General features: G+C 64.8%; 17 protein-coding genes. 11 read left to right on the top strand and 6 right to left on the bottom strand.

What is annotated here, in order from left to right; genetic code table 11:
- The first annotated feature begins 18 nt into the window (after positions 1-18).
- Positions 19-360 carry a darcynin family protein gene (locus PVW51_RS00465; protein WP_269364093.1) on the top strand — a complete coding sequence of 114 codons (342 nt, stop codon included), beginning with the start codon at positions 19-21 and terminating at the stop codon, positions 358-360.
- 176 nt (positions 361-536) lie between these two features.
- Here PVW51_RS00465 and ald read toward each other — a convergent pair whose 3' ends face one another.
- On the bottom strand, positions 537-1,655 hold the full coding sequence (gene ald, locus PVW51_RS00460) for an alanine dehydrogenase (RefSeq protein ID WP_114277391.1): 1,119 nt from the start codon (positions 1,653-1,655) through the stop codon (positions 537-539).
- A gap of 137 nt (positions 1,656-1,792) precedes the next feature.
- On the opposite strand from ald, the gene PVW51_RS00455 reads away from it, so the two are divergent.
- Both PVW51_RS00455 and PVW51_RS00450 read left to right on the top strand, forming a co-directional pair.
- Positions 1,793-2,251 carry an Lrp/AsnC family transcriptional regulator gene (locus PVW51_RS00455; protein ID WP_274573181.1) on the top strand — a complete coding sequence of 153 codons (459 nt, stop codon included), beginning with the start codon at positions 1,793-1,795 and terminating at the stop codon, positions 2,249-2,251.
- Positions 2,252-2,998 carry a sulfite exporter TauE/SafE family protein gene (locus tag PVW51_RS00450; RefSeq protein WP_274573180.1) on the top strand — a complete coding sequence of 249 codons (747 nt, stop codon included), beginning with the start codon at positions 2,252-2,254 and terminating at the stop codon, positions 2,996-2,998.
- Between the two features lie 87 nt (positions 2,999-3,085).
- Here PVW51_RS00450 and rpsU read toward each other — a convergent pair whose 3' ends face one another.
- The gene (rpsU, locus tag PVW51_RS00445; protein WP_007118112.1) at positions 3,086-3,292 is read right to left on the bottom strand and encodes a 30S ribosomal protein S21; all 207 of its coding nucleotides are present in this window, start codon (positions 3,290-3,292) and stop codon (positions 3,086-3,088) included.
- A 141-nt stretch (positions 3,293-3,433) separates the two neighbouring features.
- Between rpsU and PVW51_RS00440 the strand changes: the two genes are divergently transcribed.
- The 4 genes from PVW51_RS00440 (at position 3,434) to PVW51_RS00425 (ending at position 6,187) form a co-directional block, all read left to right on the top strand.
- Positions 3,434-4,132 (top strand): COQ9 family protein, encoded by a 699-nt coding sequence (locus PVW51_RS00440; protein ID WP_274573177.1) that lies wholly within the window; start codon positions 3,434-3,436, stop codon positions 4,130-4,132.
- 158 nt (positions 4,133-4,290) lie between these two features.
- Positions 4,291-5,010 (top strand): energy-coupling factor ABC transporter ATP-binding protein, encoded by a 720-nt coding sequence (locus PVW51_RS00435; protein WP_274573176.1) that lies wholly within the window; start codon positions 4,291-4,293, stop codon positions 5,008-5,010.
- Positions 4,985-5,581 (top strand): energy-coupling factor transporter transmembrane component T family protein, encoded by a 597-nt coding sequence (locus tag PVW51_RS00430; protein WP_274573175.1) that lies wholly within the window; start codon positions 4,985-4,987, stop codon positions 5,579-5,581. Before PVW51_RS00435 ends, PVW51_RS00430 begins: the two co-directional genes overlap by 26 nt.
- Positions 5,582-5,641: 60 nt before the next feature.
- Positions 5,642-6,187: a biotin transporter BioY gene (locus tag PVW51_RS00425; RefSeq protein ID WP_274573174.1), complete on the top strand. Its 546-nt coding sequence runs from the start codon at positions 5,642-5,644 to the stop codon at positions 6,185-6,187.
- Here PVW51_RS00425 and PVW51_RS00420 read toward each other — a convergent pair.
- Positions 6,176-7,279, bottom strand: coding sequence for a thiolase family protein (locus PVW51_RS00420; protein ID WP_274573512.1), 1,104 nt, complete (start codon positions 7,277-7,279; stop codon positions 6,176-6,178). The genes PVW51_RS00425 and PVW51_RS00420 overlap by 12 nt on opposite strands.
- On the bottom strand, positions 7,273-8,508 hold the full coding sequence (locus PVW51_RS00415) for a class I adenylate-forming enzyme family protein (RefSeq protein ID WP_274573173.1): 1,236 nt from the start codon (positions 8,506-8,508) through the stop codon (positions 7,273-7,275). Before PVW51_RS00415 ends, PVW51_RS00420 begins: the two co-directional genes overlap by 7 nt.
- Before the next feature lie 106 nt (positions 8,509-8,614).
- Between PVW51_RS00415 and PVW51_RS00410 the strand changes: the two genes are divergently transcribed.
- Positions 8,615-9,601, top strand: a complete 987-nt coding sequence (locus tag PVW51_RS00410; RefSeq protein WP_274573172.1) for an NAD(P)H-quinone oxidoreductase — start codon at positions 8,615-8,617, stop codon at positions 9,599-9,601.
- 292 nt (positions 9,602-9,893) lie between these two features.
- Here PVW51_RS00410 and PVW51_RS00405 read toward each other — a convergent pair whose 3' ends face one another.
- Positions 9,894-10,541 (bottom strand): ribonuclease T2, encoded by a 648-nt coding sequence (locus tag PVW51_RS00405; protein ID WP_274573171.1) that lies wholly within the window; start codon positions 10,539-10,541, stop codon positions 9,894-9,896.
- A gap of 127 nt (positions 10,542-10,668) precedes the next feature.
- On the opposite strand from PVW51_RS00405, the gene PVW51_RS00400 reads away from it, so the two are divergent.
- The 3 genes from PVW51_RS00400 (at position 10,669) to PVW51_RS00390 (ending at position 14,069) form a co-directional block, all read left to right on the top strand.
- Positions 10,669-11,436, top strand: coding sequence for a DUF1013 domain-containing protein (locus PVW51_RS00400; RefSeq protein WP_274573170.1), 768 nt, complete (start codon positions 10,669-10,671; stop codon positions 11,434-11,436).
- A gap of 85 nt (positions 11,437-11,521) precedes the next feature.
- A complete protein-coding gene (locus PVW51_RS00395) occupies positions 11,522-12,634 on the top strand; it encodes an endonuclease/exonuclease/phosphatase family protein (RefSeq protein WP_274573169.1) in 1,113 nt (370 codons plus the stop codon).
- Positions 12,635-12,890: 256 nt separating this feature from the next.
- On the top strand, positions 12,891-14,069 hold the full coding sequence (locus tag PVW51_RS00390) for a type III PLP-dependent enzyme (RefSeq protein WP_269364117.1): 1,179 nt from the start codon (positions 12,891-12,893) through the stop codon (positions 14,067-14,069).
- A gap of 204 nt (positions 14,070-14,273) precedes the next feature.
- On the opposite strand, the gene recR is transcribed toward PVW51_RS00390, so the two are convergent.
- Positions 14,274-14,867 carry a recombination mediator RecR gene (gene recR, locus PVW51_RS00385; RefSeq protein WP_114277405.1) on the bottom strand — a complete coding sequence of 198 codons (594 nt, stop codon included), beginning with the start codon at positions 14,865-14,867 and terminating at the stop codon, positions 14,274-14,276.
- Positions 14,868-14,924 lie beyond the last annotated feature (57 nt).

The following is a 14,924-nucleotide window of genomic DNA, read 5'->3' as shown; positions in this document are numbered from 1 at the left end:
GGGAAAAAGGAATGCCCGATGAAATGGACCATTTTTGTCAACATGCGCGCCACACCGGCCTGGTTGCGCCAGCCGCCCGGGGAACGCGACAGGATCGCTGCGGCATGCCTTGGCACGGCGATGGTGGACGACCGCGTGACCATGCGGTTCTACGATGCGGAAGCCTTCAGCGGTTATTGCTCCGACGTGGCCGTGTTCGAGACGACCGACATGCAGGCCTATTATTTCGTCATGGAGAGGCTGCGCAATACGGCACTGTTGTCCGTGCCGTACTTTGAAATTATCTCCATCATCCCGGCCATGGAAAACGGTTTCCGGGAGTTCCAGCGCGCCGAGCAGGGGGTGCGGCAAGGCGGGTGATCAGGCCATCCGACGCAAGCGCCGGCCCGGCCCGCACATTGCATTACCTTGGGCCCGACCGGAGCTTCGCCGCATTCTCACCTATGACCGCTTGGCCCCTGCCACCTCCTCCTGACGTGCTGCAGCATTCAGGGACGACGAGGTGACACAAAGCCGGGTTTGACTGGTGTCTGACGTTACGCCTTCAGCGCAAGCCGGGGTGACAACACGTCGATCCCCAGCGCCTTGCCCACCGCATGATAGGTCAGTTTGCCCGCATGTACGTTCAATCCGTTCAGCAGGTGCTCGTCCTCTTCGCAGGCCTGACGCCAGCCCTTGTTGGCCAGCGCCAGCATGAAGGGCATGGTCGCATTGCCAAGCGCGATGGTCGAAGTGCGCGCAACGGCACCCGGCATGTTGGCCACGCAATAATGCATGATCCCGTCGACCTCATAGACCGGATCCTGGTGCGTGGTTGCCTTTGACGTCTCGAAACACCCGCCCTGGTCAATCGCCACATCGACAAGCGCCGCACCGGGTTTCAGTTCGGACAATTGTGCGCGGGAAATCAGCTTGGGCGCCGCAGCACCGGGAATCAGCACCGCGCCGATGATCATGTCGGCCTGACGCGCCAGCTCCATGGTGTTCTGGGCAGAGGCATAGGCGGTCTTGAAGGTGCCGCCGAAGACATCGTCGAGATAGCGCATCCGGGGCAGGGACCGGTCCAGCACGGTCACATCCGCGCCCATGCCCGCCGCGATCCGCGCCGCATGGGTGCCGACAACACCGCCGCCGATCACCATGACGCGGGCCGGGTTCACACCGGGCACACCGCCCATCAGCACGCCGCGTCCGCCGTTGGCCTTTTGCAGGGTCCATGCGCCAACCTGCGGTGCCAGACGGCCCGCAACCTCGGACATTGGTGCCAGCAGGGGCAGGCCGCCCATGCGGTCGGTTACGGTTTCATAGGCGATGCAGGTCGCGCCTGAGGCCATCAGGTCGCGTGTCTGCTCGGGGTCGGGGGCAAGGTGAAGATAGGTGAACAGCACCTGGCCCTCGCGCAGCATCTTGCGCTCCACGGCCTGCGGCTCCTTGACCTTCACGATCATGTCGGCGGCGGCGAAAACCTCCTTCGCGGTCCCGATGATCTGCGCACCGGCGGCCTGGTAATCGCTGTCCTCGAAGCCCGCGCCGATGCCCGCGCCGGTCTCGATCAGGACCTCATGTCCTGCCGTTGTCGCCTCCAGCGCCGCCGAGGGGGTCAGCCCAACGCGGAATTCCTGCGGTTTGATCTCTTTCGGGCAGCCGATTTTCATGATGAGTCCCCTGTTGATTTATTGGCGGAAGCATGGGCAATTCTGCACGCAAAGGGACACGAATAAAGGTGGCGCGACCGGCATTTATCAGGATATCATTGCGCCATGATCAACATATACGCGAAAGTCTTGCGCCGATGAGTCTCGACGAGATTGATCGCCGTATCCTCAGGGCACTTCAACGCAACGGGCGGATGTCAAACGCCGAACTGTCCGACGATGTCCATCTGTCCCCCTCCGCCTGCCACCGCAGGGTCCAGCGGATGGAGCGGACCGGCTATATCAGCGATTATGTCGCCCTGCTGAATCCCCGGAAACTCGGGGTGCCGACAACGGTCTTTGTGGAGATTACCCTGCAGGGCCAGGCCGATGAAACACTGGACGCATTCGAAAAATCCGTCGCGCGGATTCCCGATGTGCTGGAGTGCCACCTGATGGCGGGCTCTGCCGATTACCTGTTGAAAGTGGTGGCCGAGAATACCGAAGACTTCGCGCGCATCCACCGCCAGCATCTCGCACGGCTGCCGGGGGTGCAGACCATGCAGTCCAGCTTTGCCTTGCGCACCGTCTGCAAAACCACCGCATTGCCTGTCTGAATGCAGATTGAACCCGAGATGGGCCTGCTGGTGGCCGCCGTGTTCCTGTTTGCCGGCACGATCAAGGGTGTGATCGGGCTGGGCCTGCCGACGGTCGCGATGGGGATCATGGGCCAGTTCCTGCCGCCCACCACTGCCCTGGCGATCATCGTGCTGCCGCTTCTGGTGTCGAATGTCTGGCAGGTGATCCGCGCCGGGGCGGGGCTGGGCACGCTGCGGCGCTACTGGCTGCTGATGGCACTGCTGGGCGGATCGCTCTGGCTGACGACGTTCTTCACTGCCTCGGTCTCGCCCGAATTCCTGCTCGGCGCCATCGGGGCCGCCATTGTCGTCTTTGCCGTCTCGAACCTGCTGGGGACCCCGCCACCGGTTCCCGACCGCTGGGACCGGACAGCACAGGCGGTCACGGGGATCAGCGCGGGCGTGCTGGGGGGCTTTACCGGCATCTGGTCGCCGCCCTTTGTGACCTACCTCATCGCCCGGCGCACCGATGCGGATGAATTCGTGCGCGCCTCGGGCCTCTTTATCCTGATCGGGGGCGTGCCCCTTGCCATCGGCTTCTGGCAGTCGGGCATCCTGAACGGGACCACCGGGCCGCTTTCGGCGGCGATGATCGTACCGACGCTGGCGGGCTTTACCCTGGGCGAGGTGCTGCGCCGCCGGATGAGCGCCAGGGCCTTCCGCCGGGTGTTCCTCTGGCTTTTCCTGCTGATGGGGCTGAACCTGCTGCGCCGCGCGCTGTTCTGACCGGCCCGGGGCCCGGACGGCAGGCCAAAGAAAACCCCCGCAGCGCGGGGCTGCGGGGGTTCTGATTTCCGGCATCGCGGGAATGATTTACATCATGCCTTCGCGTTGCGCTTTTTTGCGTGCCAGCTTGCGGGCACGGCGGATCGCTTCAGCTTTCTCGCGCGCTTTTTTCTCGGAGGGTTTCTCGAAATGTTGCTTGAGCTTCATTTCGCGGAACACGCCTTCGCGCTGGAGCTTTTTCTTCAGAGCCCGGAGGGCCTGATCGACATTGTTGTCGCGAACACTAACCTGCATGTGGTTGTCACCACCTTTCTAGGAAAAAGTTGCAAGGATTTGCAGGAAATGGCCCTATATCAACCTTGAAACTGTTTGTCGAGTCCGACAGGACCGCAATTGGAAGGTATGTCCGACAGGACCGCAAAAAAGGAGCGCAAGATGACCAAGGCAGCAACCGACCCCAGGCTGAAACTGCTGGATGCGGCCTTGCCGCATGTGCCCTTCGATGGCTGGTCGGAGGTGACCTTCAAGGCCGCCATCGACGAAAGTGGCGTGGACCCGACAGTGGCGCGCGCGGTCTGCCCGCGCGGCGCGGTCGATCTGGCGGTGGCCTATCACCGGCAGGGCGATGCCGCGATGCTGGCCGCGCTGAAATCCGAAAACCTTGAAGACCTGCGTTTCCGCGACCGCGTGGCACGGGCGGTCCGCCTGCGTCTGGAACAGGTGCAGGACAAGGAACTGGTCCGGCGGGGCACCACCCTGTTTGCGCTGCCGCAATATGCGCCCGATGGCGCGAAGCTGATCTGGGAAACCTGCGATGCCATCTGGAACGCGCTGGGCGACACATCCGAGGATGTGAACTGGTATACCAAACGGGCCACCCTGGGCGGTGTCTATTCCTCCACCGTCCTGTACTGGCTGGGCGACGACAGCGAAGGCCACATGCGCACCTGGGCCTTCCTGGACCGGCGCGTCGACAATGTGATGCAGATCGAAAAGCTCAAGGCGCAGGTGAACCAGAGCCCGACCCTCAGCAAGCTCATGGCGGGGCCGAACTGGCTGTTGAGCCACATCAAGGCGCCCAGCCGCTTTCCCAAGGGCGATCTGCCGGGGTCATGGACCGCCCCGCGGGATTGATTACAGTGCCCCGCCTTTAACCTGATACAAGTTTGAGGCGGGGCGCTTGCCCCGGGAACTCGGGCCAAAACGGGTGCAATCTGGCGCGGGTGCCTTTACACCCCGGCCAGACATGCTAGGCGGTAGCGCCTTGATCCCAGCCGGAACAGACCCGCCTCATGCCGCTGATAGATGCACAAAACATCACATATGCGCCGAATGGCGTGCCTGTGTTGTCCGATGTAACCCTGGTCAGCAACGCCCGCCGCATCGGCGTGGTGGGACGCAACGGATCGGGCAAGACCTCCTTCGCCCGTGTGCTCGCAGGGCTGGTCGCGGCGGACAGCGGGCAGGTCCGTATCGCCGGTGCCCGGGTGGCAAAGGACCGCAAGGCGGCGCTGGGGGCCGTGGGCATCCTGTTCCAGAACCCCGACCACCAGATCATCTTTCCCACCGTGGAAGAGGAAATCGCCTTTGGCCTCGCGCAGATGGGCCATGCCCCTGCGGAGGTGGCGCAACAGGTTCAGGCGATCCTCGGGCAGTTCAACAAGGGCCATTGGGCGCGCGCCGCGATCCACCAGCTTTCGCAGGGCCAGCGGCAGCTGGTCTGCCTGATGTCGATCCTGGCCATGCGCCCGCAGGTGATCCTGCTGGACGAACCATTTGCCGGGCTCGATATTCCCACCGCCATGCATCTGTCCCGGGTATTGGAAGGGCTGGAGGCGACCCTGGTCCAAATCACCCATGATCCCGGCATGGTGCGCGGCTATGATCATGTGCTCTGGCTGGAAGGTGGCGCGGTGATGCAGCAGGGCAGGCCACAGGACGTGTTGCAGGCCTTCGAGGCACGTATGGTGGAACTGGGGGCGGCTGATGATCTCTCTGACCTCGCCGGTTGAAACCCGTGCCCATGGCTGGCCCGCCGGGGCCAAGCTGGCGGCGCTCTGTGCCGCGACGGTGGTGTTGTTCGCCACCAAGGCGCTGCTGTGGCACGGGGTCTTCCTGGCGCTGACCCTGGGGCTTTACGCCCTGCCGGGGGCGCTGTTCCTGCGCACCGGGATCGTCCGGCTCAGGCCGCTGTGGATCTTTGCGGCGGTGATCCTGCTGTGGCATCTGGTCACTGCCGATCTTCGGGCCGGGCTGGTGATCGTGATGCGGATGATGACCGCCGTGGCACTGGCCAATCTGGTCACCATGACCACGCGCCTCGCCGACATGATGGGGGTCGTGCGCTGGCTGCTGACCCCGTTTCGCGCCTTTGGCCTGCGCACCGATCTGGTGGAGCTGGCAATGGCATTGGTGATCCGCTTCACCCCCGTCCTGGCCGACAAAGGCCGCATGCTGGCACTGGCCTGGCGCGCCCGTGCGGTCCGCCGCCTGGGTTGGCGCATCATCACGCCCTTCGCCGTGCTTGCGATAGACGATGCGGAACATGTGGCCGACGCCCTGCGCGCGCGGGGCGGGTTGTAACTTGACGGTTTCGCCCTCAGCCCCTACCGCTGCGGGGTCGGAATTCAAAGGACCTATGCCATGGAACGCTCCCTGACCCTCATCGCCCTTTTCGCGGCCCTGATCGCAGCACTTGGTCTGATCCCCAAGTTTACCCTGGGCTTCGGCGTGCCGATCACGGCGCAAACGCTGGGCGTGATGCTCTGCGGGACGGTTCTGGGCGCACGGCGCGGCGGTCTTGCCGTGCTGTTGTTCATTGCCCTTGTGGCACTTGGCCTACCGCTGCTGGCAGGTGGGCGCGGCGGCCTCGGCGTCTTTGCGACACCCAGCACGGGCTTCCTGATCGGCTGGCCGGTCGGTGCCTTTGTCTGTGGCCTGATCATGGAGCGGAGCCGCCGCCTGCCGGTGGCATGGGCCGCCGGGATTGCCTCGGTGCTGGGCGGAATCGTGGTGATCTATGTCTTTGGCATCGCGGGACTGATGCGCGCGCTGGACAAGAGCGCGCTTGAGTCCCTGGGGCTGGTGACCGCCTTCATCCCGGGGGATCTGATCAAGGCCGTCCTCGCAGGTCTGATCACCGCCGGTCTGGCACGGGCGCGCCCCGCAAGCCTGCTGTCACGCGGATAACAACAGGGCGGTCCCGAGGCCGCCCGCGGCGGCAATCGCGGCCAGCCCGGTCCCGCCCGTCCGGCGCAGCGTATGGAACAGCCGCACGGCGTTGATCGCGCCGGAGGCCCCCACGGGATGCCCGCGCGCCAGCGCCCCGCCGCCGGTGTTGACGATCTGTGGATCAATCCCCGCGCCGCGCACACAGGCGATGGCCTGCACCGCATAGGCCTCCATCACCTCGGCGGCCTGCAGGTCGCGCGGGGTCCTGCCGGCTGTGGCCAGCACATATTCAATCGCGGCAACCGGGGCCAGGCCGGGCATATCCGGGGTGCCGCCGCGCGTCGCCCCGCCCAGGATTTCCTGCACAGGCGTCCGCAGCTGCCGCGCGGCCCGTTCCGACACCACAACGACAAATCCCGCGCCATCTGCGGCCACGGCGGTATTGGCTGTGGTGATGTCGCCGGTCAGAACCCTGGCACGCCGGCATAAGGCGGGCCGCAGATCACGGGTAAAGGCATCCGCCGTCAGCCCCGCAACGGGAATGATCTCTCCGGCCGCTACTGCATGGGCGCGCGCCTTTGCATGGCTGGCCATCGCCCAGGCATCCTGCGCCTCCCGGCCGATTCCCAGCAAGGCACCAAGGGCCTGGGCGGCCTCGGCCATGTCGGGGTCGCGGTCGGGCCAGGGGGTAAACTCTGCCTGCTCATAAGCCTCCGGCGCGCGGCCATCCGCAAAGCGCCGCAGGCGCAGGGGGCGGCGCGAGTAGCTTTCGACGCCACCGGCCACAACCACATCCGCAGCCCCCGCCAGAACCATCTGCCGCGCCAGAACCACCGCATCCAGACCGCCCGCGCATTGGCGGTCGATGCTCAGCCCCGCCACCCGTTCGGGCAGACCGGCCGCCAGCGCCAGCACCCGCGCCGGGTTTCCACCCGCCCCCAGGGCATTGCTGACAATCAGCTCGTCGACATCCTCGGCGGTCAGCCCCGCCTGCGCCAGAACGGCCTTGATCACCGGCGCACCGAGTTCGTGCAGCGACAGCGCCGAGAGCGCGCCGTCACGCGGGGCCACCGCGCTGCGGCAGGCCGCTGCCAGCCAGGCGCTCACGATCCGCCCTCCAGCAGGCGGGCCAGTTCGGCGTGATCGGTTTTGCCCGACACCAGCCGGGGCAGGTCATCGAGAAAATGAACGCGCCGCGGCGCGACAAGCGGGCCAAAGCGCCGCCTGCAGGCATCGGTAACCGCGGCGCTCAGGCGCGGGTCCCTTGCCCCTTCGAGACAGGCCACAAGCCGATGGCCACGCAGCGCATCGGGCAGGGGCAGAACGGCACAGGCGGCCACGCCGGGCAGGTCGGTGATGAAATTCTCGACTTCCTCGGGATAGACGTTCTGATCCGCAATCGTGATCATCCGCGTCCTGCGCCCCTTGAGCCAAAGCAGGCCGTTCCCGTCCAGATGGCCGATTTCGCCGACAAAGACGAAACCGTCCCGCCGATGCGCCTCAGCCCCCGGCGCGCCGAGATACCCGTCAAACAGGTAAGGGCTGCGCACCCAGACCTCGCCCACGCCCCCGGTGCTCTGCCCGGCCTCGTCCAGTATGCTCAGCGTCACGCCGGGATAGGCGGCGCCGACCGCGCCATCCGGCGTATCCGCCCCGCCAAGGGTGACAAAACTGGTCTCGGCGGCGCCATAGAACACATGCAGGGCGGCATTGGGGGCAAGCGGCCTGACGGCGGCGCGGCCCGTCGCCTGCAGCGCCCCCCCGCCGCAGAGGATCAGCCGCAGCGCCGGCAGGCACTGGCCTTTTGCGGCGCGGGCGAGGCGCAGCAGCTGCGTCGGCGTCGCATAGAGGATCCGCACCCCATGGCGCAGGCAATGGGCGATCTGCGCACGGGGCGAAAGACTGTCGAGCACATGCACATCCGCGCCCAGATGCAGCCCCTCCAGGACACCATAGAGGGCCAGCGAATGGCTGAGCCTGCCCAGAACCGCAATGCTGTCCCCGGGCACGATGCCAAAGATCGCCGCATTCTGCGCGAAACTGGCGGTCCAGGATTTCTGACTGCGCAGGATCGCCTTGGGCAGGCCCGTCGAGCCGCCGGTCAGCGTGACGAAATGGGTTGCGGGCACCTCGGCCCCGGTCAGCGGCGCGCCATCGCGCAGGCAGAAGCTGCCCCGCGCTGCGATCTGTGCTGTCAGCCGGGTCAGGCAGGCCTCGGTCGGATGTGCCGGAATGCACAGGTCCGAAGGCACAGCCGCCGCAGCGGGCCGCGCGATTTCCGCAGACCCGGCAAAGAGCCGGGCATCGGCATGCCAGGTGAACCTGTCCCGATCCGTCATGCTTGTCTCTTGCTCCGGTGTTCCTGACCCTTGCGCAGAGTTATCGGGGTCGACGCGGCGCGCGCAAGACCTATGCTGAAACGCAAGCGATGTGAAAGGAATTCCGATGAGTGACACAATGACCGCGATGGAGATCACCAAACCCGGTGGACCGGAGGTCCTGCAACCGGCCACCCGCCCGGTGCCCTTGCCTGCCCATGGGCAGGTGGTGATCAAGGTGGCCTATGCGGGTGTGAACCGCCCCGATGCCCTGCAACGGGCCGGGAAATATGCACCGCCCCCCACGGCCAGCGACCTGCCGGGGCTGGAGGCCTCGGGCGAGGTGGTGGCGCTGGGTGAGGGCGTCAGCGGCATCGACCTGGGCGATCAGGTCTGCGCCCTGCTGCCCGGCGGCGGCTATGCCGAATATGTGGCCACCCCGGCTGCACATTGCCTGCCGGTGCCCGATGGCATGGGGCTGAAGGAAGCCGCCTGCCTGCCGGAGACCTTTTTCACCGTCTGGTCCAATGTCTTCATGCGGGGCGGGTTGAAGGCGGGCGAACGCTTCCTGGTGCATGGCGGCTCCTCAGGGATCGGGACGACGGCGATCCAGCTTGCCCATGCCTTTGGCGCGCGGGTCTTTGCCACGGCGGGCACGGACAAGAAATGTGCCGCCTGCATGGACCTTGGCGCCGAGGCGGCAATCAACTATCGCGACATGGATTTCGTGGATGTGCTGGAGGCGGAAGGCGGCGCCGACCTCATTCTCGACATGGTGGGCGGGGATTACATCCCCCGCAACCTCAAGGCCCTGGCCCCGGACGGCCGCCTGGTGCAGATCGCCTTCCTGCAGGGGCCGAAGGTCGAGGTGAACTTTGCCATGCTGATGACCAGGCGGCTGACCATGACCGGATCCACCCTGCGCCCGCAGAGCGACCTGGACAAGGCGCGGATTGCGCAGGAACTGCGCGAGGCGGTCTGGCCGCTGTTGTCGGCGGGGCGCGTGGCACCGGTGATGGACAGCAGCTATCCCCTGGCCGAGGCCGCCGCCGCCCATGCACGGATGGAAGGCAGCGGGCACATCGGCAAGATCGTGCTGGAGGTTGCCCCCTGACCCAAAAGCCGCGCTGACGCGCGACGCGATGCCCGGTGTCCGTGGCGCGCCTGAGCCCACCACCGGTGAGGTCTTTTGCGGTGCCACCGTCGCGCAGGGATATTTGCCTGCCAAAAAGAGAGGGTAAGAAAATCTTAACCCTCATCGGGCAGGTTGGTTCTGCGGTACAGGCGGGGACGCCGATGACCGTGCCAGAAAGAGAGCGAGGCTTTCCGGAAGGGGGAGGGGGCATGACGTCCCCCTCCTCTTTTTGGCTTCAAATATCCATCCGACGCTGGCGACAGGTGCAAGGTCAGGGAATATTGCGCATGTGCGTGAACAGGGCATCTTTCATCCGGCAATCTTTCACCACATCCTGCCCGCAGGGCACCGGATCGAGGGTTTTGCTCAGGCAGATCCGCGCCTCCTGAATGTGACCGTCGCGGCAGGTGATGGTGATCCCGTCGGGCTCCAGCCCCGGATTGGCCTTGAGGAATGCCGCTTCCACCACCGAGGCGGGCAGGCGCACGTCCCGGGACAGCTTCCGAAACACCTCGGGCCGGCGGATTGTGCCATAGGCCTGCCGGGACAGCGCGTAATAATCGGCGGCGGACAATCCGCTGCAGCTTCCGTGTTTCTTCCACTGGTGCCAGGCCAGCCCGCCGGTGCCCATGATGTCGGCCATCGCCGCCGTCATCCCGCGCGAGGGCGGGCGCTGCGCGGTCTGGCAGAAGGCGGGATAGCCGCGGTGAAACTGCGGCCAGAGACCATGCAGAACCCATCCGTGGCCGGCATCCCGCGCGCATTGCGGCGAGCGCCGCGCATCGCCCTCCAGCGCGCACCAGTTCGGCGACCAGCTCAGCGCCAGCACGTAATAGTCGAATTCACCGGCACGTTCGTCCCCGGCACGCAGGGCGGTTGCGCTGCAGAGCAGGGCGAGGATCAGGGCAAGCGCGCGCATTGGGTCTTTCCTTTGATGTGCGGGGCCACTATAAGGCGCCCGAGTTCCCCGACAATGGAAACCGTCCCGGCCCGCCGGGAAAGCCCTTTCAGGCGACGGGAAAGTTGCGACGTTCAGGAGAGATAAAATGGCAAAACCGATTATGGCCAAGGCCACCGCCGTATGGCTGGTGGACAATACGACGATCAGCTTCAAGCAGATCGCCGATTTCGTCGGCCTGCATGAACTGGAAGTCCAGGGCATCGCGGACGGTGACGTGGCGCAGGGCGTCAAGGGGTTCGACCCGATTGCGAACAACCAGCTGACCCAGGAAGAGATCGACGCGGCGCAGGACAATCCGATGCACAAGATCCAGCTCAAGTTCAACGCCGCCGCCCAGGGCGAGGAAAAGCGTCGCGGCCCGCGTTACACCCCGCTCAGCAAGCGCCAGGACCGTCCCGCCTCCATCCTGTGGCTGGTGAAATTCCACCCCGAGCTCAGCGATGGCCAGATCAGCAAGCTGGTGGGCACGACCAAACCCACGATCCAGGCGATCCGCGAGCGGACCCATTGGAACATCTCCAATATCCAGCCGATCGACCCGGTGGCACTGGGCCTGTGCAAACAATCCGAATTGGACATGGCGGTTCAGAAGGCCGCCGCCAAGAAGGCCGCAGCCGGCGAAGTGATGAGCGATGACGAGCGTCGCAAGCTGGTCAGCACCGAGCAGAGCCTCGGTATGGAAGCGGAGCCGAAGATCCCGACCGCGATCGAAGGGCTGGAAACCTTCACGCTGGGCGGTGACGACGACGATGAGGACGAAGCGGACAGCAAGAGCGATTATTCCGACGCCGACAGCTTCTTCTCCCTGCCCGAAAGCGACGACGAGGACGCGGACGACACCTCGCGGTCCTGAACCTTCGCGCGGCGGCGGAACCCCGCAGGGGTTTTCGGAGTTGATCACACTCGGGGGTCGTCCCCGCGATTGACCGGGGGCGTTGATGGGTTGGGTGAATATAGCGATTGATGGCGTGATCTGGGTCATCGCCGCCCTGCTGTTGATCGCAACCCTGCTGCCGCTCAGCAAACTGCCACATGGCATTGTGCGCGGGGGCGAGTTTCCCCGCGAACAGATTTTCGTTCTGGCGGTGGTTCTGGCCACCGTCATGGCCACCACACAGAGATATCATCTGGGCAGCCTGGCAGCGGCCGTGCTGGTACTGATCGCGATTGTCCAGCTGGCCTTCATCCTGAAATTCACCCCGATCTGGCCGCGCCAGTCCGTAGCGGCGGACCAGGTGTTGCGGCAGGACACCGACTGCCAGATCAGCCTGCTGACCGCCAACGTCAAGAAGTCGAACCGCGATTACGGGCGGTTGATCGACATGACCCTGCAGCGTGCGCCCGACCTCATGATGGCAATCGAGGTCGACGCCGATTGGGTCGCCGCACTCAGACAGGGGCTGGGCGCGCAATATCCCCATTGGATCGAAGCCCCCCGCGACAACGGCTATGGCATGTGCCTGATGTCGAAACTGAAGCTGAGCCGATCTGAAGTGCGCGATCTGATCGTCGATGAGGTGCCGTCGATCCGCACCATCGTCACCCTGCGCAACGGCATGTGCTGCCGGGTCTATGTCGTGCATCCCGAACCGCCGGTCATCGACCATGACACCAAGGGGCGCGACAGCGAAATCGCGCTGGTCGGGCTGGAGGCGGAGCAGGACGAACTGCCCGCGATTGTCACCGGCGATCTGAACGATGTGGCCTGGTCCACCACCACCCGGCGGTTTCAGCGGCTCTCGGGCCTGCTGGACCCGCGCGTCGGGCGCGGCTTTTACAACACCTTCAGCGCGACCATGCCCTGGATGCGCTGGCCGCTGGATCACCTGTTTCACGACCCTCAATTCCGGCTGGTTGACATGGCGCGCCTGGGCAAGATCGGCTCGGACCATTTTCCCATGTGGTTTGTCCTGGCCCTGACAGGGCAGGACGCCTGCGACAGCGATCCGGGCGATTGCGAAGAGGATGAGGTCGAAGAGGCCGAGGACATGATCGAGGCAGAGAAGCGGCGCGACCGCGAGGCGATCGGCAGCGATTGGGAGGACGAATAGAGCCCGGCCAGACCCCCCGAATGCCCCCCTGAAAGTGATGCGGTTAGGTGACAGGAAGCCGCGCGGGGGCAGCTTTTTCAAAACGACTGATTTTTCACTTGTACGAATCTGAAAAGGGCCTAAATGGCGGAATACAGACGCCAACGCACGCGCCTCTGGCCGGTCAGATCAACACTGACTGACCCGCGTTTATGTAGCGACGGTAACGTCTCTTGAAACGACTTCTGGGGGAATGTCCCCCATCTGCTCTTTGGAGATGACCATGAACGCTACAGTACCCGGCGCCCTGCGCGCCGCAACCTCCGTATATGCCGATCCCGCTGCGGCCTACATTGCCGCAAACGATTTTGACCGCCCCACGCTGGTGATCAGCCGCGACCGTGTTGCGGCGCAATACGATGCGTTGCGCGCGGGTCTGGGTCATGCGCATATCCACTACGCGGTCAAGGCGAACCCGGCAGCGCAGATCATCCGCCTGCTGGTCAAGAAAGGCGCGGGCTTTGACGCCGCCTCCCGTCAGGAAATCGAACTCTGCCTGGCCCAGGGTGCGAAGCCGCAGAACATCTCTTTCGGCAATACCATCAAACGCGCCTCCGACATCGCATTTGCCCATTCCGCCGGTGTGACCCTCTTCGCAGCCGATTCCGACGCGGAGCTGGAAAAGATCGCGGCCCATGCGCCGGGCGCAAGGGTCTATATCCGCCTGATCGTGGAAAACTCCATGGCCGACTGGCCGCTGAGCCGCAAGTTCGGCTGTGCGCCCGCCTCCCTGCCGGGCCTGCTGGATTACGCCAAGTCCCTGGGGCTGATCCCCTATGGCCTGTCCTTCCACGTCGGCTCGCAGACCCGCAAGGCGGAATACTGGAACCCGGTCCTGGACCAGGTATCGGCATTGTGGCACGCGGCGCAGGCCGATGGCCACGATCTGCAACTGCTCAACCTCGGCGGCGGCTTTCCGGCCTTTTACGGCGAAAGCATCGAAGCGCCGCGCGCCTATGCCGCTGCGGTGATGCGCGCGGTCGAGGCACGTTTCGGCGCGGTGCCGCAGGTGATGGCAGAACCGGGCCGGGGCCTGGTGGCCGAAGCCGGGCATATCGCGGCGGAAGTCATGCTGGTGTCGCGCAAGTCCGCCGATGACCTGCACCGCTGGGTCTATCTGGATATCGGCCGGTTCTCCGGCCTGGCGGAAACCGAGGGTGAGGCGATCCGCTATCAGATTGCGACACCGCATGACGGTGGCGAAACCGGCCCCTGTGTGCTGGCTGGACCTTCCTGCGATTCTGCGGATATCCTGTACGAGAAACGCCCGATTCACTTGCCAATTGCCCTTAAATCAGGCGATAAGGTGATGATCCGATGCTGTGGGGCCTATACCAGCTCTTACAGTTCTGTCGGGTTCAACGGGTTTCCGCCGCTTGATGTGGTCGTTCTCTGAGAGGACGTGAGATCGCGACGGACGGGCCGTCTGCTTTGGGAGGAGCAGGCGGCCTGCGTTGTTTATCGGCAGGGCCGTCCGGGGCGGAGTTTTCAAAAACTCCGGTCCGTTTTCTTCAAAGAAAACGATTTGGGATCGGCAGGTTTTGTTGATGTGCAACCGGAGTTTTCAAAAACTCCGACCCGTTTTCTTCAAAGAAAACGGCTAAAGCGCCTTGCGCGCCCGCATCGCCGCCGTGATCGTTCCGTCATCGAGATAATCCAGCTCACCGCCAATCGGCACACCCTGCGCCAGCGATGTCAGGCGCACCTGGCCCTCCAGCCGGTCGGCGATGTAATGGGCCGTGGTCTGCCCGTCGATGGTGGCATTCAGCGCCAGAATCACCTCTGAAATCCCCTCGCTGGTGACCCTGTCGATCAGCCGGGGGATGCGCAATTCCTGCGGGCCGATGGCATCCAGCGCCGAAAGCGTGCCGCCCAGCACATGATAGCGCCCCTTGAAGACGCCCGAGCGTTCCATCGCCCAGAGGTCCGCCACGTCTTCGACCACGCAGATCTCGCCATTGGCGCGTTTTTCCGATGTGCAGATATCGCAGACATCGGCCGTGCCTACATTGCCGCAGTTCAGGCATTCACGCGCCGTCGCGGCAACGGTCTGCATCAGGTCGGCCAGCGGGGTCAGCTGCAGCGCGCGCTTGCGGATCAGATGCAGCACCGCGCGCCGGGCCGACCGGGGGCCAAGCCCGGGCAGTTTCGCCATCATCTCGATCAGGGCGTCAATGTCGCGGGTTGAACTCACACACGGGCTCCCGGCGGCGGCTGTTGCATTGAGGTATTCAGCGCATAACGAAGGGGC

This window comes from Sulfitobacter sp. PR48 (assembly GCF_028807335.1).
GTDB lineage: Bacteria > Pseudomonadota > Alphaproteobacteria > Rhodobacterales > Rhodobacteraceae > Sulfitobacter.
The sequence above is the reverse complement of the archived record's forward strand: the minus strand, read 5'-3'. Positions and strand labels throughout refer to the sequence as shown.